Raw genomic sequence first — 22,944 nt, forward strand, 5'->3', positions numbered from 1 at the left:
TCAGCCAAAAGTGGAGTATGCCCATCAGAGATTGGAAGGGTGCATTAAATCAGTTTAGTATTAAGTATGAGGAGAGAATCCCTCTGTAGTAAACGAACCCCGTTTACACAAAATATGGGACACCCTCGCAGAAAAAGCAAATATTAAATCTGAATAAAAAAATTATTTAGTTTTAATAAAAATGGAATAGTTTGTAGCAAAACCTCACTTTTTTACTCAAACGCTGCTATAAGTAACACTCAAAAAAATACCAACCCTAGGGTTGGTATTTTTTTGTTAAACGTCCAAATAGGTCCTAAAATTTATTAATATTTAATTATTTCCACAGCGAACATTTTGATTCGGCTTTAGTTGCAAAGGCCTGATCACCAGGAACTGTAGCTACTAACTTGTAATAATCCCAAGGATATTTGGATTCAGAGGGTTTCTTGACTTGCATTAAAAACATATCGTGTACCATGCGGCCATCTGGACGAATATAACCACCCTTTGCAAACATATCATTAATTTTGGCTGTTTTTAATTGGGTCATCACCTTTTCAGGATTATCTGTACCAATTGCTTTAACGGCTTTAAGATAAGTTGTAGTTGCTGAATAGTCTGCGGCCTGAGTGGAGGATGGCTCCTTTTTCATAATTTCAAAATATCGCTTAGCCCAAGCCCTAGAATCTGGATTTGAATCCCAATACCAAGCATCAGCTAGATACATATTTTGCGTTAAATTAAGTCCCAAAGCATGAATATCGGTAATGAACATGAGCAAACCAGCCAATTGCATTGTTTTGGTAATCCCGAATTCATTGGCGGATTTAATTGAATTAATAGTGTCGCCGCCAGAATTAGCTAGGCCAAGAATTTTTGCTTTTGAATTCTGTGCCTGCAATAAGTAAGAAGAAAAATCTTGAGTATTAAGTGGAGCTTTAACATCCCCAAGCACTTTACCGCCCGATGCTTTAATGACGGTTGAGGCATCATTTTGCAATGCGGCACCAAAAGCATAATCTGCAGCTAGGAAAAACCAAGTATCGCCGCCTTGCTTAACAATAGCTGAACCAGCTACCTTTGATAGGGCGATTGTGTCATAGGAATAATGCACGGTATAGGGGGTGCAGTCTTCATTAGTAACACGTGATGTACCTGCGGAAACGACGATAATTGGCTTCTTTTTCTCTAAGGCAATTTTATTCATTGCTAAAGCTACTGCTGAGTTAGTTCCAGCAATTAATAAATCTACCCCCTGCTGGTCAACCCACTCGCGCGCCTTACTAGCAGCAATATCTGGTTTATTTTGATGATCAGCTGTTAATAATTCAATTTTCTTTCCATTAACACTGCCTCCAAAATCAGCTATAGCCATTTTGATAGCTTCGATACCGCCCTGCCCGTCAATATCACCGTATAGCCCGGAAATATCTGTTATGAATCCAATCTTTACCGTATCGCCAGAAATTTGGGCTTTACTAACGGTTGACATACTCATTACTGCAGCTGCAATTGCTGTTGTTACCAATATTTTTGATTTTTTCATCTTCATCTCCCTTGTTAAATTATTATTAAACATTCACATCTACTACAATTCGCCCACGTACTTCGCCAGTTAAAATCTTTTTGCCTGCATCAATAGCGCTTTCTAAATTTACTAATTGAGCAATGGAATTTAAAGCTGCCCGTGGCGTATCACTAGCTAAGCGCTTCCATGCGGCATCTCTAATCGAGCGTTTGGCCATAACACTGTCCACTCCAATTAGACTGACAGATCTCAAAATGAAGGGGGCCACCGATAAAGGTAAATCCATGCCTTGGGCTAAGCCACAGGAGGCTACTACGCCGCCATAGATAGAACTAGCGCATGCATTAGCTAATGTGAATGAGCCAACAGAATCAATCACACCAGCCCACCGTTCCTTTTGCAAAGGTTTGCCAGGTTCAGATAAAGAAGTGCGCGGAATAACGTCCTTTGCACCTAGGCGCTTAAGATAATCATGCTCACCCTCTTTTCCTGTGGAGGCAATTACTTGATATCCCAAATTAGATAACAAAGAAATAGCGAAAGATCCTACTCCGCCACTAGCACCAGTGACTAAAATTTCGCCTGATTGAGGGTTTACGCCATTTTTTTCAAGGGCCATGATACAAAGCATTGCCGTATATCCAGCCGTACCAATAGACATACAGTCTTTAGCGGTGAGGGATGCTGGCTTTCTAATTAACCAATCCCCCGATACTCGTGCCATTTGCGAGAGACCGCCCCAGTGGGACTCACCTACACCCCAGCCATTCAATATAACCTCATCACCAATTTTCCAATTTGGATCATCGCTAGCACTTACGGCGCCACAAAAATCAATCCCAGGAACTATCGGGAACTTTCTTACAACCGGGGACTTACCGGTAATCGCTAAGCCATCTTTATAGTTAATAGTTGAGTATTTAATGGCGACTGTTACGCTCGACTGATCAAAATTTGGCAAATCAGAGACCTCTAAGTTTTTTAAATTAGCCTCTGTTTTTCCGTCTTCTGACTTAGTCAAATAAATTGCACGAAACATATTTTTCCTTATAAATTTAAACTGGTTGAAGTAATTCGGTAATAAATAATCTGCTCACAATATTTAAAGGCTGGGTTGATAACTCTAATTTGGAGCATAAAACTGCTCCCTCCCAGGCGCACCAGAAAAAATTAGCCAATTCAGAAGCATCAACTGTTGTTTTTATTTCTTGTCGGTCCTTAGCTAAATCGATACATTGTCGAACTTGATCACGCCAGTCTGCAATGACATTTAAAAGCTCAATTCGAAAACGCTCCTCTAGGGTTGCCATCTCCTGCCCAAGATTGCCGATCAGGCAGCCACGCTTAAATTCATAGCGCTTTACACCACCCTCGGCCTCCTTGGTAAATTCCTTAAGACGCTCTAATGGAGATTTTTTATCGTTACTTAAGATGCGCTGTAATTTCTTTGAAAAATAAATTCCATAATTTTTAATTACTTCAATTGCAAATTCATCTTTACTTTTAAAGTAGTAATAAAAAGAACCCTTTGGTATCTCAGCAATTTCAACAATCTCATCAAGACTCGTAATACTAAAACCTTTTTGAGTAAATATTGCTGTACCAATATTAATTAATAATAATTTTTTATCATTTGGCTTTGCCGCTGCCTGCTTAATTTGCATAATTTTATTCACAGCTAATTTCCTTTGACTTGAGAAAATTGAAGGTTCTGTTTTTCCTTAACCAATCCCCTCATAAAAAATAAACCAAATATGGGTCCGGGCAATAAAAGCCATGCCACCCTGTCACCTAAATACGGAAAGGTAAAAGTGACTATAAATATAGAAATGATGGTGATCAAAAATCCAATACTATTTTGAATTGTTAGGGCTGTGCCCACTAACTCCTGCGGGCATGCCTTAGCAGAAATAGCTGAAAATTGAGGAGAATCCGCTACAACTGCAAATCCCCAAACCAATAAAATAAAAATTTTCCAATTGGGAGAAATTGCATTGAGAAAGGGATAAATCAAACAAATTACGCCCGAGGTAAATAAGGCAATCCAAGCAACGCGCCCACTACCAATCGATTGGCTCAGCCATCCGCCAAAAATGCAACCAAGCGATCCAATGCCTATCACAATAAATGCTAAATGCGATACATTTTCATAGTCGCTAGCACCATCAGCGGAAAGCACTGTAAGCAACAATAAAGGAGTAATTGTCCAAAATGAATAGAGCTCCCACATATGGCCAAAATAACCAAAAGCAGATGATCTAAATTCAGGTACACGAAATGCCTGAATAACATTTGAAAAGGGAATGCGCTGTTTATTGGGGGTATTCTTTAAATAAGGGCCATCGCCCAATATTCCGATAGCAATCGCTGCAATAAGAGCCAAAACCGATGAGCTTAATATCACGGCCTGCCATGACAAGTCAGCGCCTACAGCTCTAATACCATGAGGCAATGCTGTGCCCAGCGTTAGCATCCCTACCAATAATCCTAAGTTTTTACCTGCCGTATTGGGATCCCAACTAACAATTAATTTCATTCCCAGTGGATAAATGCCTGCCAGAGAAACGCCTACAAAAAATCGAAACATAATTGCTGAAATTAGACCTTCACTGAGCAATGCAAAACAGCCATTTAATATTGCGCCAAAAATACTACAGAAAGCAAAAATTTTACTAGCGGGGAATTTATCGGCCCATCCACTCAAAGAAAAAAATAAGGTGCCAACAATAAAACCTAGTTGCACAGCATTTGTTAATAAACCAATATCGCCTGTACTTAACATCCATAATTTAGTTAAATTATCAGAAGCGCTATTTGCACTAAACCACAGGGAGGTGCCAAAGAGCTCTGCAATAATAATTACTAAAATTGGTTTACTCATTAGTAGTCGTACCTGCAAACCGCGCATCTCTCCAGGCTATTGCCTCCCGCATCCCTCTTTCTCTGGCGATATCCATAAAAGCTTTTTTATCTGGCGATCCTACTGATTCAATTTGATGATCAATATCTAAAGCGACCTTAAGTGCCTTCTCAATTCCCTGAATTTCATATGTACTATTAATTGCTTTTTTAGTGCCCATCACTACATTAGGATCAACCAAAGCAATTGATCTAGCAATTTGTTTAGCGACCTCAAGATGCCTACCGTCTTTAACTACCCTACTAATAATTCCCATTTGTAGGGCGCTCGGGGCATCTATTCTGTCTTGACCAGTAAAAATAATATCTTTTGCTTTTTTGGGACCAATTACCCAAGGCAATAGAAGAGTTACTATGCCAGCACCAAATTTAAGTTCTGGCTCTCCAAAAATAGCATTCTCAGACGCAATAGCTATATCACAAGACAAGGCAAATTCAAAAGCGCCTGCCATACATGCTCCATGGATGGCCGCTACGGTTGGTTTTGGGCTATTCCAAAACCGCATTGTTGTATTGAAATCTAAATCTAGTATTTCTCGCCAAACTTTTTCTCCTGCTGGTTTAGCATCCATCTGAGCCTTAAGATCAAAACCTGATGAAAATGCTCGCCCTGCTCCGCATAAAATAATTACTCGGACTTTACTATCGGCTTCAGCCAAATCCATAGCATCATTAATCTCTATTAACGTGGCCTTATCTAAGGCATTCAGCCTATCTGGGCGGTTTAAAGTAATTTCCGCAATATGTTCATTAGCGTCATACAAGATTGAATTAAATTTTTTCATTTTGTAATTTATTGGTCAAGAAACTGCTATAGGCTCTATTGCCCCAGACAAAATCTTATTCTTAAACTCACCCCGATCTGCTTTACCCGTTCTTCCCAATGGTAATTCGGACAAAATATACATAGCATCAGGATGTTTATATTTTTCTAATTTTTGCTGCAAAAAATTATTCATGTGCAAATCTTCTGGTATTGCACCCACCTTAAGAACTAATAAAGCATGAATACGCTCGCCTAATATTGAATCTGTAACGCCCACTGCCATTGCTGCTGCAACCATTGGATGAGCGCAAATTATTTGTTCAATCTCGCCAGGCGTAATCTTATTTCCTCCGCGGCTAATAATTTCTTTACTTCGCCCCATTAATTCCACTAGTGATCTATCAACTTCTCGTGCTAGATCACCAGTTTTGAACCACTTATCAAAAAATGCTTTTTCCGTAAGATCCTGTTCATCTAAGTAGCCGTTCATTAAAAATGGGCTAGATATTTGTAACTCGCCTATCTCACCAAATTTAACTAACTCATTTTTTTGATTCACTATTTGAAACTGGACCTCTCCAGATGGGCGACCAATACAACCCGGGAACCGAATAAAATCGTTTGGAAAAAGAAAAAAGTCGCAGGTAGCAGTTTCAGTAGATCCATAAATATCAATTAAATCAGTATTAGAAAAATTTTCTCTAATGGAGATGGCCAAAGATTTCCCAAGTGACTCGCCGCCCATTAATATTTGCTTTAAAACTTTATTTTGATTAATAACTTTTATTTTATTTAGCACATCAAGCCGAGAAAATATACTTCGCATCATTGTTGGCACCATCCCAACTCGAGTTATTTTTTCTTCTAATAAAGAATTTAAAAATATTATTGGATCAAATTTTTCCAGCATCACTAGACTTCCACCTGTAAAAAGAGTCAGGAGGCAAACCCATAATCCAAAGCTAAAGTTGATGTTTAATACAAGTAAGGTGCGCTCATCAGTCTTAAAATTTAATAGCCGATTTATTTCATGAATTTTTTTATAGAAGGCTTGGTGAGAAATAACTGCACCCTTGGGCTCGCCCGTTGATCCTGAAGTAAATATGACGAAGGCCGCATTTATGAGAATTTCTCTTTCTGGCGGAGTCTCTTTTACTAAAATTAAAATACTTTTATTAATTTGAAAGCGGGCCTTGGTTTTAATTTGTAATTTTTTTAATACTTCATCGGGAGAGCTTCTATGCACTGGAATAATGACTCCACCCGCGAGCCATACACTTAAAATAGCTGCTACATCCATCATCTGATTAGAGACCGTGACGAGAACTGGTTCATTTGGTCTGATTCCCAGTTCAATTAATCGCGCTGCATATTCTTCCGCTGCCGCATTTAGCTTTGAGTAACTAAAAGTTTCTTTATCAGCGCTTAAAGCTATTCGTTTGCCGTATTTGAGGCATGCCGTAGATAAAACGCTACCAAGGTTTACTGACAAGATATAGGTGACCTTCTTTTACCAATTGAAATACCAACGGAAGGACTAAATCTAATCTTAACTAGACGAACGGTCAACTAGTATGTTCCCTAACTTAAATAAACCGTATTTTTCTTAAAGTTCGAATCCCAATTTGGCCAAAAATCCATTACACACTTCATTGCACACCCTATTTTGACGCTTTTAAACTATTGAATTTATTGAGATTTTAGGTGGAACAATATTCTTTTAATCCGTTGGTCGTGGGTTCGAATCCCGCCCGACCCACCATATAGAATAAGGCTTTGCGGGCCGTTTCAGTATTGCAGCGTGGAACAATTTCCTATAATCCGCTGTTTTACCCATCAAACCCATATAGATCTTGGCGTTCAAGCTGATTGGCTCTTTGCACACTTGGCTCGCAACGGACAAATGCTTTAGGTCCGCTACCCTCCAAATACAGCTATTAAATTAATGCGGTCGCATTTTTGCTTTCTTATACTAAAGTTCTTCCTCCATCGACAAATAAGGTTTGCCCAGTAATATAACTCCCTGCAGGTGACGCTAGTAGCAGAACTGCTCCTAATAAATCCTCTGGAGTACCAAACCGCCCCATAGGAATCTGCGACAAACTTTTAGCCTCCCAATTTTTATCCTTAAAAATTTCCTTGGTTAATAAGGTGGGAGTTATAGCTGGGCCAATCGCATTAACTGTAATATTTTTATCCGCCCATTCTCTAGCTAAAACTTTTACTAATTGAGATAAGCCTGCTTTACTGCTAGAGTAGGCAGCATAATTTGGATTTGCAACATAACTAGAAACAGACGCCAAATGAATAATTTTCCCCGCTACATTATTTTTAGTCATATATAAAGCTAAATATTTTGAGAGGAGAAAAGCTCCATTAAGATTAATTTCAAGCGTTTTAGAAAAATCCGCATAAGACATTTCAAAAGCGGGGGAAAAAACGGCAATCCCGGCACAATTTAAAGCGATATCGATACCTCCATGGAGGTGCTCAATATCATCAATTAAATTTTTAACACTATTTTCATTTGTCACATCCAAATGAAAATACAAATGATTCTTACCAGGAATCTCTTTGACAGCGCTCGAACCCAAATCAACAAGAACATCTGCGATAAAAATTCGGGCACCATGCTCAGCAAGCATTGTTGCCAAAGAAAATCCTATTCCTCGGGCTCCACCAGCAATGAGAATATGCTTACCAGAAATGTCAAAAATATTTTTCAAAGAATTTATTTTTTATATTTCTTTCCATCAAATTCCCAGTCCCGCACTAAGTCCCCTTTTTCAGGAAAAGCTTGAGCCTGTGTTGTGCTTATAGGAGTCATATATGGGGGGTAAGGAGTTTTATCTAATGGCGCATTCCAGCTAGCAGGCAAGAATGGAGGTCTTTTGGGTATGGCCCAGCCTAATTTAGCAAAGGTATTGTCCATAAACCGTGTATCAACTGCCTTAGCAAAGTCTGCTGCAGTAAGCTTATTTTGAATCCTTTTATTTTCATAGAGCCAATTATAAATAGGCTCATTTGCTTGACCCCAAAAAAGAGGGATTGGGTATATATAAGTGGGTTTATATAAATTGTTATAAGCCAATATTTGTTGCTTTAAAATTTCTTTGGAATAATTCTTTAAATTTGGATCTTCCTGTAATGCATCAGCAGCAGCATCAGGATTTTTTCTTATCCATAAAGTTGCTTCTGCTATTGCATCCGTAAATGCCTGAACAACATCCGGAGCATTATCAATTATTTCCTGTCGAACATAAAAGGTACCTTCATAGATATTGTAGGGATAAATATCATCAATATATCGAGAATTTTTTCGCTCTTGAGTCATGATTGTTGCAGCAGGATCCCATGGAATTGCTGCATCTAACCCCTTTGGCATGCCCATCTGTTCACTAATGGGCATATTTTTCAGAATAATATCTTTGCCAATCTCAAGACCATTAGTTTTGGCTGAAGCTTGAATATAAAATTCTGCCCCAGATCCAGTAACAAGACCAATAGTAGCGGGCGGATTTGAACCCTTAAAATCTTTCATTGATTTGATTTTTGAATCCATTGGAACAACTGTGGCATGTAAAACATTAGTATTAATTACCGCAATTGTTTTAACGGGAATATTTTTATCAATTAATGATGTAAATGGAAAGTTTCCCCCATTGCCAAATTGAAAACGGCCTGAAATAATCACTTCATTAATAGCTGGGCCAGAACCAAATGATTGAAATTTAGCCTCGATACCTCTTTTAACCAAAAGGCCTTTTTTGTCCATGATTATATTTGGTGTATTTTGCCCAGACCAAGGGGCTTGATAAGCAATTTGTAGTGGCCACCAACCTTTATCTTGAAGCCACTTTACTGAACTTGCTGAGACTTTTTTATCTTGATTTGCTGGCCACCCATATTCATTGAATTTGGCTTCTTGTGCGTTAACTGAAGACACTGCAGATATAAGATATGCAGCAATTAAAATTAAAAAGTGAAAAATTTTCATATTTACCTCTCCAATGTAAATCAATTAGGGATACTAAAAATGCCGTATTTAATTTAGCAATGAAATTGCATCGGCATTTGTAAATACTATCTGTTGTTCTTGTTATTAAATACTTATGGTTTACCCCTAGGCCTTAACTGCCAAATTTAGTTATGTGCAAAAAAATACCAACCCTAGAGTTGGTATCGTGCTTTTCTAGTGGACCCAAGAGGACTTGAACCTGACCCCTAGGAAACGTTGATTGTTTAACTCTATAAGGATTACTTAAAGTAACGATCAAATAGTTCGAATCCCAATTCAGTCACCAATTAATCCAAAATAAAACCATTTTTCTGCAACGATTTAGTATAGAAAAACTCTCTTTAGTTTTAGTGCTAAATTGATAGTAATTTAAAGAAGTTAAATTAGCCTTAAAGTGTTTGAAATGCCTATCCTTTAAAGGTGCCTACTCAGTCAGCTTGTCTTAATTCATTTGAAAAGAAAGAGGAAATATGCCAGAGATAGTTTGTCTCGCGGAAACCAAGGACATTCTTGGTGAAGGTCCTATTTGGAATGAAGATGACAAATCTTTGTACTGGCTAGACAACATCACCCCCTCATTGCATCGTTATACTCCTGCAACTAAACAGGTAGATACTTGGCCGATGCCTGAGCAGGTCGGTTCCTTAGTATTTCGCAAGAACGGGGGTATCGTGGCCGGCATGAAGTCGGGCTTCGCCTACTTCAATCTCGAGAAATTTACCTTCGACTACATTGTTAATCCTGAGCCAGACACTGATAATTGCCTGAATGATGGCAAGCCTGATCGACGCGGACGTTACTGGTGTGGCACCATCAATCGCGACCTAGCTACGCCCAACGGCGGCTTGTACCGGCTTGACCCCAATGGAAGTTGTCACAAAATGGAGAGTGGCATCATTGCATCGAATGGGCTTGCATTTAGCCCCGACGACAAAACCATGTACTTCTGTGACTCGCGGCAGGATACGGTCTGGGCTTACGATCTCAACATCGAGGCTGGGACTATTAGTAACCGCCGCGTGTTCATCTCCACGAAGGGACAGCCTGGACGCGTTGATGGTGCGACTGTCGATACTAATGGCAACTATTGGTGTGCCCTTATTCATGATTGGCATATTGCGTGTTTCGATCCCAAAGGGCAATTAGTACGGCGTATCAAAATGCCGGTACGCCATCCAACAATGTGTACTTTTGGTGGCGATAATTACGACGTCATGTACGTCACCTCCGGAACCCGATTCCTTGATCCTGCCGAAGCGGCAGCACAGCCTCAGGCGGGCGGCCTTTTTGCGATTTATGACCTAGGAGCCAAGGGGTATGCAGAGCCCCGATTCGCTAGTTGACGATGGCGAACGCTGAATCTGGCGCGCTCGGGCAACGATCCGCCACTGAACTTTCGGATCTTCTTGTACGGCGTGAGGTCTCAGCCGTGGAACTAGTGGACGATTTTCTTGGAATTCACGAGCGTCTTAACCCGCAGATAAACGCAATTGTCGCAATCGATCCAGAAATAGCCTATAGCCAAGCACGAGATAGTGATGCAAGGACAGCACGCAGCCATAGGCTTGGGCCACTTGATGGTATTCCAGTCACAGTCAAGGACAACATATTTGTGGCGGGATTTCGCGCAACGTGGGGGAGCAAAATCTATGCAGATTTCAGGCCCTCTAGTGACGATGTCTGCATCGCTCGGCTACGCGCTACTGGAACGAATCTGTTTGCAAAGACCAACACCCCAGAATTTGCGTTGGCGGCGTACACCGATAATCTACTATTTGGCGCAACTCGAAATCCGTGGAACTTACAACTTACACCCGGCGGCTCAAGCGGGGGAGCAGTATCGGCCTTAGCGGCGGGCTTAGGACCACTTGCGGTAGGTACAGACGCAGGCGGTTCGATCCGACGTCCATCCTCCTACGCAGGAGTTGTTGGCTTTCGACCCTCCACTGGAAGAATTCCTAAGGTATTCGGGTTTCCTGCTATTGCGCATGACTTCCAGGTTATTGCACCAGCAGCACGAACGGTGGATGATGCCTATTTACTGTTCCGCGCAATGACAGGATCAGACCGGCGTGATCAGGCTTCCCTTTGTTTTAGTGATACTCCCTTACCCGAACACTTGCCCAACACAGCACTATCGCCCTCGCGTATTCACTGCCTCTTTGGTATCGGCGAGGCACCTGTAGATCGAGATATTCGAGAAAGTGTTCAAGCAGCAGCCCAGATCTTCGCATCGCTGGGGCATTTTGTCGAAGAAGTCCAAACACCCTATGATCTATCAGAGGTGGAACGCATCTGGTCCACACTAAGCACAGCTGGGCTTGCTCGCATAGTCGCGCCTCACTCCAATTGGCGTTCGCTGGTACACCCTGGAACCAAAACGCTTGCCGAGCGAGGTATGACCGTGTCTACTGAAGAGTATATAAATACGCTCGATTCAGTTCAACAACTTCGTTCTCGTCTGGCTATGTACTTTGAATCGGCGGACTTTCTGCTGATGCCCACTTCAGCATCGTTGCCATGGGCACTAGGCGAACCGTGCCCAAGCCAAATCAATGGACGCGAGGTAGGACCTAGAGCGGCTGCGATCTTCGCCACGTTTGTGAATGCTGCAGCACTACCTGCTATCAGCTTACCAGTCGCGCCATCTTCTTATGGCCTACCTATCGGTATGCAAATCGTTGGTCCATTTGGAGCTGACCTAGCTGTTTTCAGACTTGCTAAACTGTTCGAAGAGTCTTCCCCTTGGATCGACCGCTTCCGCGACACTGTGACATCGACTGAAATCACAAACACATCATTAAGGAGATAATAATGTTGAAGATAAAAAGACTGATGAGTTGGCTGACTGCTGCCGCAGCTATTGGGATTGCTGGAGTGACGTTCGCACAGGAATATCCTAACAAGTCCGTGAAGCTAGTTCTTCCTTTTCCGCCTGGCGGCGTCGCTGATAACATGGCTCGCATTTACTCCCAGGAACTTTCCAAGGCATGGCAGCAGCCAGTAGTAGTTGAAAACCGCCCCGGTGCTGGAACCACGATTGGTGCTGAGTTTGTAGCGAAATCACCGGCAGACGGCTACACAATTTATCTTACCAATGTAGGCCATTCAAGCAGTGCCGCTGTTTACCGTAAGCTCCCCTATAACGCAGAAAAAGATTTCTCCCCGGTGAGTCTACTCGCTGATGTTCCAAGTATCCTAGCTGCGACGCCATCACTGCCAGCCAATAATATGAAGGAGTTAATCGCACTGGCAAAATTGAAGCCAGGAACTATTAATTACGCTTCGGCAGGAGTCGGTACTGGGTCTCATCTGATGGGTGAATACCTGAAGGTTCTCGCTGGGATCGACATTGTTCATGTCCCCTACAAGGGCACAGCGCCAGCATTTGCAGACTTAAATAGCGGACGGGTCGACCTGATCTTCGAACCGATCGGGACCATGCTTCCACATATTCGCTCAGGGAAGTTGAAGGCACTCGGTATAACCACGGCCAAGCGCTCTCCAGTTGCACCAGAGATTCCAGCCATCGGGGAGTCGATACGTGGTTTTGACACCTCTACTTGGTATGGAATCTTAGTACCTGCCGGAACCCCTCCGGACGTAATTAAAAAAATTAATAGTGAACTGGTACGTATCACGAAGGTCCCCGAAATAAAAGAGCGCCTCCTCGCGCAAGGTCTTCAACCAGTGGCCAATACTCCCGAGCAGTTTGCTGCAATCCTAAAGGAAGACTCCCAGCGCTGGACGAAACTTGTAAAGGATGCCAACATTACCGTTGAGTGATTTTCGTTGATGACCGCTAAAATCCATCCTTCGTTTTTTTGATAGTTATTAAATAGAATAGAATTTACTTAAACTTCCCCTGGGCTTCAATTTATGGGGTGCCGCTACTTTTACAATTATTTGAAAGAAAAAGAAAATGGCCCGAACTATTATTGACCTTTCTGTCAAGATCTACGATGGGATGCCTGCACACAAAAACATGCGCCCTCCTTTTCTCCTGCCGCATGGAACGCACGAAGCGTCAAAAGCACGTAATCTAGGCACACCAGACGACCCGATGACTTTCGCAAGTTGCTATTTTGCGATGAATGATCACATTGGCACTCACGTAGATGCCTTCTTCCACATGCACCCTCAAGGTCTGCCGATCGACGAAATGGATGTAACGATGTTTATGGGTAAGGCGGTGGTCTTTGACTTGCGCCACATCCCTGACCTTGGTGATATATCTGTAAAAGATATGGAAGAGGCTGAAAAAAAAGCAGGGGTCAAAGTGGATGGCCACATCGTGCTACTTTGTACTGGCTTACACAAGAAGTACTTCCCTATGCCTGAAGTCTCCCATCGAAATGCCGGTGTCACAGCAGAAGCTACGCACTGGCTAGCCGATAGAGGATCCAAGCTTCATGGCGTTGAAGGTCCTTCAACCGACCGACCAAATGATCCAACCTTTCCCAGTCATCGTACGTGCCGCGACCGGAAGATTACTCACTACGAGTGGCTTTGCAACTTGGAGGAGCTTATCGGGAAGGGTGTCTTTGAGTTCCAAGGGGTTCCCTTAAATCTCAAGGGTGCCAGCGGATCGCCGGTAAGAGCGCTTGCCTTTCTTTCGTAGGAACGCCCCCAGCCAATGCAACAAGAATAGCCAATCATAGAAAAAATGGTGACAAATTCAGAAATTAATTCCCCACAAGCGTTACTTAAAGTAACGCCCAAAAAAAAATACCAACCCTAGAGTTGGTATTGTGATTCTTGGTGGGCCCACCAGGACTTGAACCTGGGACCAAAGGATTATGCTTACCACTACAGTTTTCACTGCCCGTTTCCAGTTTGTAGTCTGGACTGTCTCTTGTCTTTACGACCTACCCGTACAGTCTCTACACCTTCTAAGCATTACTGCCTAGCTTGGCTCGGGATTACCACGCTGTTACACAGAGGCTTCCCCGAATTTGAGTAGTTCTACATATGAGCAGAGCAAACTTACTCATATGCAACCCACTAGCAATAAACCCTGGCACTTTTGATGCTGTAGGTTTAGTGCAGTTAAGTCCTCTGCTCTAACCAACTGAGCTATGGGCCCTAAAACTCGTACATTAATCTTATTTACTACACACCTTAATACACAGTGTTTTTTACAATTCTTAACTAGTTAAAACCACACAAAAAGCCTATTTACTACACACCTCGGTTTTTGCCCTGGTGTGTAAGCGGTGTGTAAGCAATTTTGACCACCTATTTCACCACTAAGCTCTTGAAATCATTGAGGTCTTTGTTACAAGACCCCTAGGGCTTCTTTCTTATGAGAGCAGACATCCAAAGAAAATCATTAGGATTTCAAGAGGTTACAGCGCCTGTTTATCGGTGTGTGAGTATTTGTGTGACTAATTTAAGGTGGTCGCAAGAAACGGTAGCCTTAAATAATCCTATGGAATTTAGAATTTATAAAATTTGATTGTTTCGTCATTTCGAACTTTTTCAGTTAAACCAATTTCCCAACTCAAATACTGTTTCATGGACTCAACTTGATCTTTTGCCTCAAATGGCTTAACAAATGAATCATTTATTTCCGTCAAAATATTATTGTCACCTTTACCAGTTGGATATCCAGCTAAAAACCAGGCTGAATTTCCTCCGTCAAGTAAAAATATCTGATCAGGAAATATATTTTTTATATCTTGGCTAGCAAAATTTTCCAATAGCGGCTCATCTGATGTCAATACTATTGGCTTAGTAGGGTCTACTTTTTCCAAAATATCGCATAGTCGTGATCTGACGCACCAATAAGCGCCATCAATATGGCGCTCAACATAATTTTTTCCGTAACTTAGATCGATTACGGTATAAAATTTTCTAGAAGAAAAAAGATTTTCAACGGAAATCTTAGATATTTTTTCCGCACTGGGATCATGAATCGAAATTAATTCTGCGCCCATTGTAAATTCGATATTCTTGTCAGCTGGATCTAGTTGAAAAATCTCTTTATAGCCCATTTGTCGAAGCCAAGATCCGGTTATTGCCGACCGAATTAGATAGTCATCATATAGAAGAATGCGCGCTGATTTTGAGGCTATGAAGGTATCTGTAGCCTGAATTAGCTGGCCCCCAGGAGAATAGATTGCGCCTTTTGGATGTTTCTCGTTGTGTTCATTTCGCATTCGAACATCGAACAAATAAGTCGTAGTAGGGTCATCCTTAGAGATCCAATTTTTATAACGCTCCCAATCGGCTGTCTTTATATTATATTTTTCTAGTATTTCTTTATTTAAATTTAAATTTCCACTAACAAGATTTAAGCCTGGGGTAAATTTTTGTGAATTTTTTTCAACTTCAAAGCCGGCCAATTTCCAGCCCATAGTGCCATTGCGAAGCGCCACCACTTTATTTTTTATATTAATATTTCGTAAAGACTGGGCCCCAATAATGCTGCGAGTCCGTCCGGCACAATTTACAATTATTGTGGTGTTGGGATTACTTATCATTTCAGGCAATCGTAAGGCTAACTCAGCCCCAGGAATGCTAAGAGAACTTGGAATAGTGCCGCGCTTGTGCTCTTCCGGTGTTCTACTATCAACGAGTAAAATGTCCTTACCTTGGCGCATCCACTCATTTAATTCTTCGGGTGAAATTGATGGCGTATTAAATTCATGCTCAATAAATTCTCCAAATGCCTTGCTAGGTGTATTAAATCCTGTGTACAGTAAATAACCCTGATTTGCCCACTCATCTAAACCACCTTTTAATTTTTTTAGTTGTAAGTACCCCATTTCCTGCAATTTATTTATTGTCCTATCGTTCAAGCGCTCATCGTCTGAGGCAACTACTATGCTTATATTTTTCTTGGGTAAAACATGATTTAGTCGCCATTCAATCCGGGAAAGCGGTAAATTAATGGACTGAAAAATATGCGGGGATAAGGAAAATAGCCCCTCTTCCCTTGGGTCTAAAATGACAACATTTGCCTCTTTTAAAAGCAGTTGATGCAATTCAAATGCAGATATTTCGCTTATCATTCTCAACTCTCGAAAGCTTTACTGCATTTTATTTAATTGATTAACATGATGCATGTAAAATTACTAAAAGTGGTTTTAATAAAGTATCAGCCACAAAATACCAGTCATGCACTTAATCGATGGATGCGCCAGATGTACTCACGAGATCTTTCCAAAACGCAACCTGATCTTTAATAAGATTTTGAAATCCAGCGGAAGACATTGGGGATGCAGGATCATATCCAGCGCCAATAAGTCTCTTTCTAATATCTGGATTTTGTATTGTCTTCATTGCATTTTGATGTAATGTTTCAACTATTGCATCAGGTGTACTTGCTGGAACTATCAAACCAAACCATACCGCAGTCTTCTCAAACCCCTTATAACCAAAAGATTCCATCGTTGGAATATCTGGAAGATCAGAAATCCTATTTAAAGTAGTAACAGCAAGTCCCCGTATTTTCCCTGCCTTCATTTGAGGTATGGCTGAAGCAAGTGAAGCAAATCCAAAATCAACATCTCCGGCCGCAATAGAAACGATAGCTTCGGCTGGACCTTTAAAGGGTATATGTTCTGCTGGAACACCAACTTGATTAACAAACAGGACGCCCGTTAAATGCTGCGTCGTTCCATTGCCAGGCGAACTGTAATTAAGGCGCTTCTTTGCCATCAACTCCACTAGCTCCTTGACAGTTTTAACGGGACTTGAAGCTGGTACAACAAGTATATTGGGCGTTGATGCTAGATAAGCTACCCCTTTAAAATCTTTAAGGGTGCTATAACTCACTTTTTTAAATAAAACGGGATTAATTGCTAGCGTTGCCGTTGAGCCAAGACCAAGTGTATAGCCATCTCCCGCAGCCTTTGCAACAAATCCAGTGCCAATCGAACCACCTGCGCCAGGCTTGTTATCCACAATAATATTTTGATTTAATAGCTTACCTAAATCAGGTGAAACAATCCTCACTAAAGTATCGTTAGCTGATCCTGGAGTATAAGCAACAACAATTGTTATCGCCTTATCTGGATAAGTTTGCGCACTTAATTTATGGGAACTAATAAGGAAAATTCCAATGCTAGCCAGCACTAAAGAAAAAACTTTTATGATCATTTTCATCCTAGTCCCCATATTTTTTCGTGTTAAAACTTAATTGTTAATGCCATCTTTTGTATTCTTATTGGGTGGAAAATGCTCGGTCTTACCACTTTCATCGAACTGCTCCCTATCAGTTTGCAACTCCAGAGCTCGCTCATAAAATCTAATTTGCCAAACTGGCACATCTCCATTACCCTGCACATGAATACTATGTATATCCTCCCCCGTCAAAGCAACTCCGACTCCAGGCCCTACTGATATTTCATCTATTTGCTTAAATCCAGCTTCATCTGCTTTATATAGCTTGTTTATCTCCACGCCGTCTAGGCCCACTAAAATGGCCCAGTTTTTATGATTATGTGGGGGACTTGTCTTTCCGGGCAGCGCAAGTGAAACGTAAAGGGCTCTCTCTGTGCCATCTTCCTTATTCAGCCTATACGCAACAAAGTCCTTAAATGTGCCCCTCTGTACAGGTTCAAATTCAGAGGTAACAAAGAGCTCAGGGAACTTTGCCAGCATAGATACCTCATCCTTCATCAGATTTAAGGCTTGACGTGAAACCCCATGCTCCTTTTCAATCTGTGTGACCTTATTCATTACTTCATCAACCAAACCTTGCCGCTTTGTTTTAATTTCTGCGAGTGTCATGCTCATGTCTAATCTCCTTTGTTATGCTGAATCTTCTCTGCCAAGATGCCATTAAAAAAATCAAAAATTGCTAATAACTATTTTTATAGTTAATATGAATTTAACATATAATTTTTAAGATTTTATTATTACTGTATTTTCAGTCAATCTATTAAAAATAAAACCATAAAATGCAATTTTTTATAAGAAATAAGTCTTTTTAAGTTTCCAGCTTTTCAAGCTCTGCTTTTACAAAATTAGTTCTTTGGGGCTCAGCACTTGGCGCAGAAGCCATAATTGCTATTATTTTTTTCCCAATAGCTTCAATATTTTCCCTATCTTTCGTGGCATCACTAAATCTTTGAATATTTAAAATTGAGTTTTGCGAGTAGCTCCTAAAAAAATTATTTGGATCTAAATGCATCATTGATGCCAAAAGAGGAATATTTTCATTCAGTAACGCCTGGGATAGGATTTTTCTAAAGAGAACAACACCCTTATCCCCTGAAAGTCGGTGCTCATCGACACGAGAAGCAATCTCACCTTGACCAACAATTGCTTCAAAATCACCAGGCAACATCTGCCGCTCTTTATACGTCCGAGATCCGGCTACCTGGCCACCCAAAAAATCAATCGAGTCATGTCCAACTTGCTCCATATTGCCCATATTGTCGGGGTCAATTGAAGGTCCAAACATTCGCCATCCAAAAATGATTGAATTTTCATTATCTACTGGAACATACCATCTAGCCATATGAACGCGGTGAAAAACTCTTCTTGCATTACCCTTTTCATATAAATAGGCGTGGTGACTTAAATTCGGTAAGATGCATTCATTAATCCTCCACCAAACTAATTTTTCCGACATTCTTCTTCCGGCAACAAATGCCATTGCAGTATTTTCACGAACCGCATGGTAATCAAGTACCGGTATGCCACTAAACGAAGGAAGAGTAAAAGAGTCAAAATCAACCTCTCCAGGTAATTCACCATCATAGAGACTCATTGGCTGATGCAAGGTAGCTGTATGCATTTGATCTGCTATATTTTCAATAACCTGTAACCAATTACAAGGGTAAATATTGGAAAAAGCGACCAATTCTGTTTTATTTTCCTTTGAAAAAGAATCCCATTCTTCGAATTCTGGAATGGTATCGGGATTTCCAAAATAGGCAAAGATTAAGCCATCTCTTTCAATAGTTGGATAAGCAGGCTGGCAAAACCGACCCATTACTCTCTTGCCACCATCTGGTTCAGATGGAATTTCAAGAATTTCTCCAGTTACGTCAAAATGTATACCGTGATAACAACACTTAATTCCACCTGATTCCTGAGTTACCCCAAACTCGAGGGAAGCCCCTCTATGCACGCAATGAAGTTGCATTAAACCAATTTGGTTCTTGCCATCTCTAAAAATAACAAGGTCTTCATTGAATATTTTTAATTTTTTTGGTAAACGTGTAACTTGTGATGCAAGTGAGACCGGCTGCCAAAAACATCTCATATACTCACCCAATGGAGTGCCAAAATTAGAATCCGTTAATAGGTCATCTGGCTTACTTTGCCTTCTTATCTTGTAGCCTTGATATGCAGTGGATGAATTTTTTTTCATATTTTTCATAAAATTATTTTTATTTTTCTTGGGCAATAGAATCAGAAATTTTTTCAGCCAGCATTAAGATGGGAATATTGGTGTTACTACTTATATGCATTGGAAGAACTGATCCATCAACAACACGTAATTTAGTAGTCCCAAAGACTTTGCAATTAATATCTACAACACTATTTTTTTCTAATCCCATTTTGCAAGTTCCAATAGGATGCCAGCAGGTATGTCCAGTTTCTTTTGCAAAATTCAGTAAATCATCATTTGAGCTTAATTGTTTTGTTGGTCGAATTTCTTTTGTAATTATTTTTTTTAAAGCTGAAGATTCAGCAAGTTTTCGAATGAGTTGTAGACCCTCAATAACTGTTTTTTGATCTCGCGCCGTATCAAGATAATTTGGCTGGACAATAGAGGGGCTATTAATATCCAAGGAATTTATATGCGCATATCCGCTTGAGTCGGGATAAATTCCATAAACTCCGATATGAAAAGCGGATCCAGGATCCAGACTAGCTCTAATTGCAGCTAAGTCTAGTCCGGATTTGCCAGATTCAGGAATTCTTCCCTCGGCACTCATAAGCGAAACCTGAATTCTTAGGTTTGGAATAGGTTCAAAATCATTGCTCCGTAAATATGCGGTAGATTTTAAGGTAGTCGTTGAAAAGATTCCTCTTTTAAATAATAAATAATTTAATAGTTGTATTCCTAATGAAAATTTATTCCCCATCATATAGTTAACTGTATCTTTATAGCTTGTCTCATAACAAATACGAGTCATAAAATGGTCCTGCAAATTCTCACCAACAAATTCATTTTCAAAAACCATAGGAATAGAATAATTATTTAATATCTTTGGATTACCCACCCCTGACAACTCAAGTAATTTAGGGCTTCGGATAGCGCCAGCGCACAAAATAACCTCTTTATCTGCTAACGCTTTATAAATTTGATTATTTTTTATATAACTTACGCCAATAGCCTGATTACCAGAAAATAAAATCTTATTAACTTGTGCATTCTTTAATATAGTTAAATTTTTCCGATGAGAAATATTGTCTAGATACCCCTTGGCCGCGCTAACTCTTTTTCCATTTTTTGAAGACAGCTGAAGATATCCAACCCCATCTGGAATATCAGCGTTATAGTCAATAACTCTTGGGTACCCATTTTCAATGCACGCCTTTATAAACAACTCTGAAATTTCATCTTTTTCAGCTAAAGCAGCGCCTATTGGGCCTCCACGGTGCCTTAAATTCGATGAACTAAACCGACAATCTTCTAATTTCTTAAAATAAGGTAAGCAGTCTTCATAGCTCCATCCGTTACAACCCAATGAAACCCAATCATCATATCGAATTGGATGCCCTCTAACAAAAATCATTCCATTAATAGCGCTTGAGCCACCGATACATTTACCGCTAATCCAATCAATTTTTCGCTGAAGAGTGCCGCTAGAAGGTTTTGTAATATCAGCCCATAAATTCTGTTTATTATTTAATAACTTTCCTACGCCCAATGGAATCGATAACGCCAAATCAGAGCTAATATCATCGCCAGCCTCAATTAAAAGAACTTGATTTTGATGATTCTCGCTTAATCTTGATGCAAGCACACATCCTGCGGATCCAGCACCAACAACGACGTAGTCAAATTGCATATAACCTAGTTGGTATTATTTGTATATTTACGATACTTATCTAGCTCCCTAACAGGAAACTTGAGTGCATCACGCCGATATGGTTCATTTAGGATCGCAGGATCAGTCATTATTTCAATTACTGAAGGTATAGATTGTTTAAAAGCATCCTTCACCGCCAACCCAATATCAGTAGCTTTATCAATTTGATAGCTTTTTGCTCCCATATCACCAGCAATTTGAGCAAATGATGGATTTTCTAAATCTGTATAAAAATAGCGCTTTCCAAAAAAATCATATTGATTTCGTCGTTCTGCCCCATAAACCTTGTTATTAAAAATAACAGTTACAAAATTGAGTTTTTCTCGAACTGTTGTCATTACTTCTTGTAAAGACATACTCCATGCGCCGTCACCAACTAATGCAAGGACTTTTTTATCAGGACTTGCTAGCGAAACACCCATTGCAGTTGGGTATCCAACTCCAATACCACCTAAGCTGCCTGCAGCAAACCACGATCTTGGTTTATCAAACGAAGTAAAGTAGGCATTAGCGCTCCCACTAATGTTTCCTACGTCAGCTACCACCGAAACTTCAGTACCTGAAACCGCTTTTGAGACCTCCCACAATGCGCGTCTAGGCGGAATCGGATCACCTTCGATATCAGACATTTCTTTTAATTTCTGAGACCAAGCATCCTTTTGCTCCTGAATATGTTGTTTTCTTGCTTTTGAATCAATTTCTAACTTACATCCAGTTAAAGCTTCATTAAGTTGATTAGTTACAGCCTTGCAGTCGCCAAGTAAGCCTAGGTTCATAGGCCTTAGAGAGCCTAACTCCAGGGGATTAATAGAGTTGTGTATTAATTTAGCGTGTTTAGGGAAAAAATCAATGCCATACTGCGGCGTTGTTCCAAACGAATTTAATCGGGAACCCAAAACTAGAATTAAATCGGATTCGGATAATAATCGCATCGCAGCTTCTGATCCTTGATAGCCAATTGGACCAACAGCCAATGGATGTGAACCATAAAAAGCATCGTTGTGCGCATAAACGCATGCAACAGGTGCTGTCAACATTTCTGCAAGGCGAGCAATAGAATCATGTGCTTCGCTGTCAATTGCGCCATGTCCTACTAATATAGATATTTTTTTACTTTGTTTAATTAGCTGAATAGCCTCTTTAATTGACTCTGCATCTGCCCCACCATAACGACCATTCGTTCGATAAAGCTCAGGAGAAAGTTCGTCTTCATCCCAGATTCCATAATAGGAATCTCGAGGTACATCAATTTGAACAGGCCCACGAAGACTAACCGCTGCACGAAAAGCACCACGTATTACCTCTGACATTCGATCCGGTCTATTTACTTGCAATTGCCATTTAACAACTGGGGCAAGCATACGCATTTGGTCAATTTCTTGAAACGCACCAGTCCCAATTGCAGAAGTTACGACTGATGGCGTAATAACTACTAATGGGGTGTGATTAAGGTATGCACTAGCCACGCCTGTTACTAAATTTGTAATTCCTGGTCCATTTTGACCAATGCAAACTCCAGGCTTTCCAGTTGCCCGAGCATAGCCCTCTGCCATAAGGGCTGCACTTTGTTCATGTCGGACTTGAATAAATCTGATTCCAGCCTCGGGAAAAAGATCTAAAGGGTCCATAAATGCAGAACCAACAATTCCACAAATATACTCTACACCTTCTAAGCGAAATGCCTCTACAAAAGCTTCGCTACCAGAAATCTTTCTTTTCATTTTTTTCT

General features: G+C 40.6%; 18 protein-coding genes. 4 read left to right on the forward strand and 14 right to left on the reverse strand.

Annotation, left to right across the window (positions count from 1 at the left end; all coding sequences use genetic code 11):
• Positions 1-316 precede the first annotated feature (316 nt).
• The 8 genes from LZT22_RS11725 to LZT22_RS11760 form a co-directional block, all read right to left on the reverse strand.
• Complete coding sequence (locus LZT22_RS11725) at positions 317-1,534, reverse strand: ABC transporter substrate-binding protein (RefSeq protein ID WP_233925453.1); 1,218 nt, start codon at positions 1,532-1,534, stop codon at positions 317-319.
• Positions 1,535-1,553: 19 nt separating this feature from the next.
• Positions 1,554-2,549 (reverse strand): MDR family oxidoreductase, encoded by a 996-nt coding sequence (locus LZT22_RS11730; RefSeq protein WP_233925455.1) that lies wholly within the window; start codon positions 2,547-2,549, stop codon positions 1,554-1,556.
• 16 nt (positions 2,550-2,565) lie between these two features.
• Entirely contained in the window at positions 2,566-3,186 is a 621-nt protein-coding gene (locus LZT22_RS11735; protein ID WP_233925457.1) for a TetR/AcrR family transcriptional regulator, read from the reverse strand.
• Between the two features lie 2 nt (positions 3,187-3,188).
• Positions 3,189-4,391: an MFS transporter gene (locus tag LZT22_RS11740; RefSeq protein WP_233925458.1), complete on the reverse strand. Its 1,203-nt coding sequence runs from the start codon at positions 4,389-4,391 to the stop codon at positions 3,189-3,191.
• Positions 4,384-5,214 (reverse strand): enoyl-CoA hydratase/isomerase family protein, encoded by an 831-nt coding sequence (locus tag LZT22_RS11745; protein WP_233925461.1) that lies wholly within the window; start codon positions 5,212-5,214, stop codon positions 4,384-4,386. Before LZT22_RS11745 ends, LZT22_RS11740 begins: the two co-directional genes overlap by 8 nt.
• 15 nt (positions 5,215-5,229) lie before the next feature.
• Positions 5,230-6,687 (reverse strand): class I adenylate-forming enzyme family protein, encoded by a 1,458-nt coding sequence (locus tag LZT22_RS11750; RefSeq protein WP_233925463.1) that lies wholly within the window; start codon positions 6,685-6,687, stop codon positions 5,230-5,232.
• 475 nt (positions 6,688-7,162) lie between these two features.
• Positions 7,163-7,921: an SDR family NAD(P)-dependent oxidoreductase gene (locus tag LZT22_RS11755; RefSeq protein ID WP_233925465.1), complete on the reverse strand. Its 759-nt coding sequence runs from the start codon at positions 7,919-7,921 to the stop codon at positions 7,163-7,165.
• A gap of 5 nt (positions 7,922-7,926) precedes the next feature.
• On the reverse strand, positions 7,927-9,192 hold the full coding sequence (locus LZT22_RS11760) for an ABC transporter substrate-binding protein (protein ID WP_233925466.1): 1,266 nt from the start codon (positions 9,190-9,192) through the stop codon (positions 7,927-7,929).
• A 491-nt stretch (positions 9,193-9,683) separates the two neighbouring features.
• Here LZT22_RS11760 and LZT22_RS11765 point away from each other — a divergent pair, with 491 nt between their 5' ends.
• From LZT22_RS11765 to LZT22_RS11780, 4 genes are all read left to right on the forward strand, one after another.
• Entirely contained in the window at positions 9,684-10,556 is an 873-nt protein-coding gene (locus LZT22_RS11765; protein ID WP_233925467.1) for an SMP-30/gluconolactonase/LRE family protein, read from the forward strand.
• 2 nt (positions 10,557-10,558) lie between these two features.
• Positions 10,559-12,025: an amidase gene (locus tag LZT22_RS11770; protein ID WP_233925492.1), complete on the forward strand. Its 1,467-nt coding sequence runs from the start codon at positions 10,559-10,561 to the stop codon at positions 12,023-12,025.
• A gap of 2 nt (positions 12,026-12,027) precedes the next feature.
• On the forward strand, positions 12,028-12,999 hold the full coding sequence (locus tag LZT22_RS11775) for a tripartite tricarboxylate transporter substrate binding protein (protein WP_233925468.1): 972 nt from the start codon (positions 12,028-12,030) through the stop codon (positions 12,997-12,999).
• 136 nt (positions 13,000-13,135) lie between these two features.
• Complete coding sequence (locus LZT22_RS11780) at positions 13,136-13,834, forward strand: cyclase family protein (protein ID WP_233925469.1); 699 nt, start codon at positions 13,136-13,138, stop codon at positions 13,832-13,834.
• A gap of 817 nt (positions 13,835-14,651) precedes the next feature.
• Here LZT22_RS11780 and LZT22_RS11785 read toward each other — a convergent pair.
• The 6 genes from LZT22_RS11785 to LZT22_RS11810 form a co-directional block, all read right to left on the reverse strand.
• The gene (locus LZT22_RS11785; RefSeq protein ID WP_233925470.1) at positions 14,652-16,229 is read right to left on the reverse strand and encodes a rhodanese-like domain-containing protein; all 1,578 of its coding nucleotides are present in this window, start codon (positions 16,227-16,229) and stop codon (positions 14,652-14,654) included.
• A gap of 112 nt (positions 16,230-16,341) precedes the next feature.
• On the reverse strand, positions 16,342-17,325 hold the full coding sequence (locus tag LZT22_RS11790) for a tripartite tricarboxylate transporter substrate binding protein (protein ID WP_233925471.1): 984 nt from the start codon (positions 17,323-17,325) through the stop codon (positions 16,342-16,344).
• A gap of 30 nt (positions 17,326-17,355) precedes the next feature.
• Entirely contained in the window at positions 17,356-17,958 is a 603-nt protein-coding gene (locus LZT22_RS11795) for a hypothetical protein (RefSeq protein WP_233925472.1), read from the reverse strand.
• Positions 17,959-18,151: 193 nt separating this feature from the next.
• Entirely contained in the window at positions 18,152-19,579 is a 1,428-nt protein-coding gene (locus LZT22_RS11800) for a Rieske 2Fe-2S domain-containing protein (RefSeq protein ID WP_233925473.1), read from the reverse strand.
• Positions 19,563-21,194 (reverse strand): GMC family oxidoreductase, encoded by a 1,632-nt coding sequence (locus LZT22_RS11805; RefSeq protein ID WP_233925475.1) that lies wholly within the window; start codon positions 21,192-21,194, stop codon positions 19,563-19,565. Before LZT22_RS11805 ends, LZT22_RS11800 begins: the two co-directional genes overlap by 17 nt.
• A 5-nt stretch (positions 21,195-21,199) precedes the next feature.
• Positions 21,200-22,936 carry a sulfoacetaldehyde acetyltransferase gene (locus tag LZT22_RS11810; protein WP_233925477.1) on the reverse strand — a complete coding sequence of 579 codons (1,737 nt, stop codon included), beginning with the start codon at positions 22,934-22,936 and terminating at the stop codon, positions 21,200-21,202.
• Positions 22,937-22,944: the final 8 nt, after the last annotated feature.

Source organism: Polynucleobacter sp. IMCC 29146 (assembly GCF_021395195.1).
In the GTDB taxonomy this organism is placed as follows: Bacteria; Pseudomonadota; Gammaproteobacteria; order Burkholderiales; family Burkholderiaceae; genus Polynucleobacter.

Excerpts from the sequence above, each read along its gene's own strand:
- LZT22_RS11795 (WP_233925472.1), bottom strand. The coding sequence starts at position 17,958 with ATGAGCATGACACTCGCAGAAATTAAAACAAAGCGGCAAGGTTTGGTT.
- LZT22_RS11790 (WP_233925471.1), bottom strand. The coding sequence starts at position 17,325 with ATGAAAATGATCATAAAAGTTTTTTCTTTAGTGCTGGCTAGCATTGGA.
- LZT22_RS11810 (WP_233925477.1), bottom strand. The coding sequence starts at position 22,936 with ATGAAAAGAAAGATTTCTGGTAGCGAAGCTTTTGTAGAGGCATTTCGC.
- LZT22_RS11765 (WP_233925467.1), top strand. The coding sequence starts at position 9,684 with ATGCCAGAGATAGTTTGTCTCGCGGAAACCAAGGACATTCTTGGTGAA.
- LZT22_RS11725 (WP_233925453.1), bottom strand. The coding sequence starts at position 1,534 with ATGAAGATGAAAAAATCAAAAATATTGGTAACAACAGCAATTGCAGCT.
- LZT22_RS11760 (WP_233925466.1), bottom strand. The coding sequence starts at position 9,192 with ATGAAAATTTTTCACTTTTTAATTTTAATTGCTGCATATCTTATATCT.
- LZT22_RS11785 (WP_233925470.1), bottom strand. The coding sequence starts at position 16,229 with ATGATAAGCGAAATATCTGCATTTGAATTGCATCAACTGCTTTTAAAA.
- LZT22_RS11740 (WP_233925458.1), bottom strand. The coding sequence starts at position 4,391 with ATGAGTAAACCAATTTTAGTAATTATTATTGCAGAGCTCTTTGGCACC.
- LZT22_RS11770 (WP_233925492.1), top strand. The coding sequence starts at position 10,559 with ATGGCGAACGCTGAATCTGGCGCGCTCGGGCAACGATCCGCCACTGAA.
- LZT22_RS11805 (WP_233925475.1), bottom strand. The coding sequence starts at position 21,194 with ATGCAATTTGACTACGTCGTTGTTGGTGCTGGATCCGCAGGATGTGTG.
- LZT22_RS11780 (WP_233925469.1), top strand. The coding sequence starts at position 13,136 with ATGGCCCGAACTATTATTGACCTTTCTGTCAAGATCTACGATGGGATG.
- LZT22_RS11745 (WP_233925461.1), bottom strand. The coding sequence starts at position 5,214 with ATGAAAAAATTTAATTCAATCTTGTATGACGCTAATGAACATATTGCG.
- LZT22_RS11730 (WP_233925455.1), bottom strand. The coding sequence starts at position 2,549 with ATGTTTCGTGCAATTTATTTGACTAAGTCAGAAGACGGAAAAACAGAG.
- LZT22_RS11775 (WP_233925468.1), top strand. The coding sequence starts at position 12,028 with ATGTTGAAGATAAAAAGACTGATGAGTTGGCTGACTGCTGCCGCAGCT.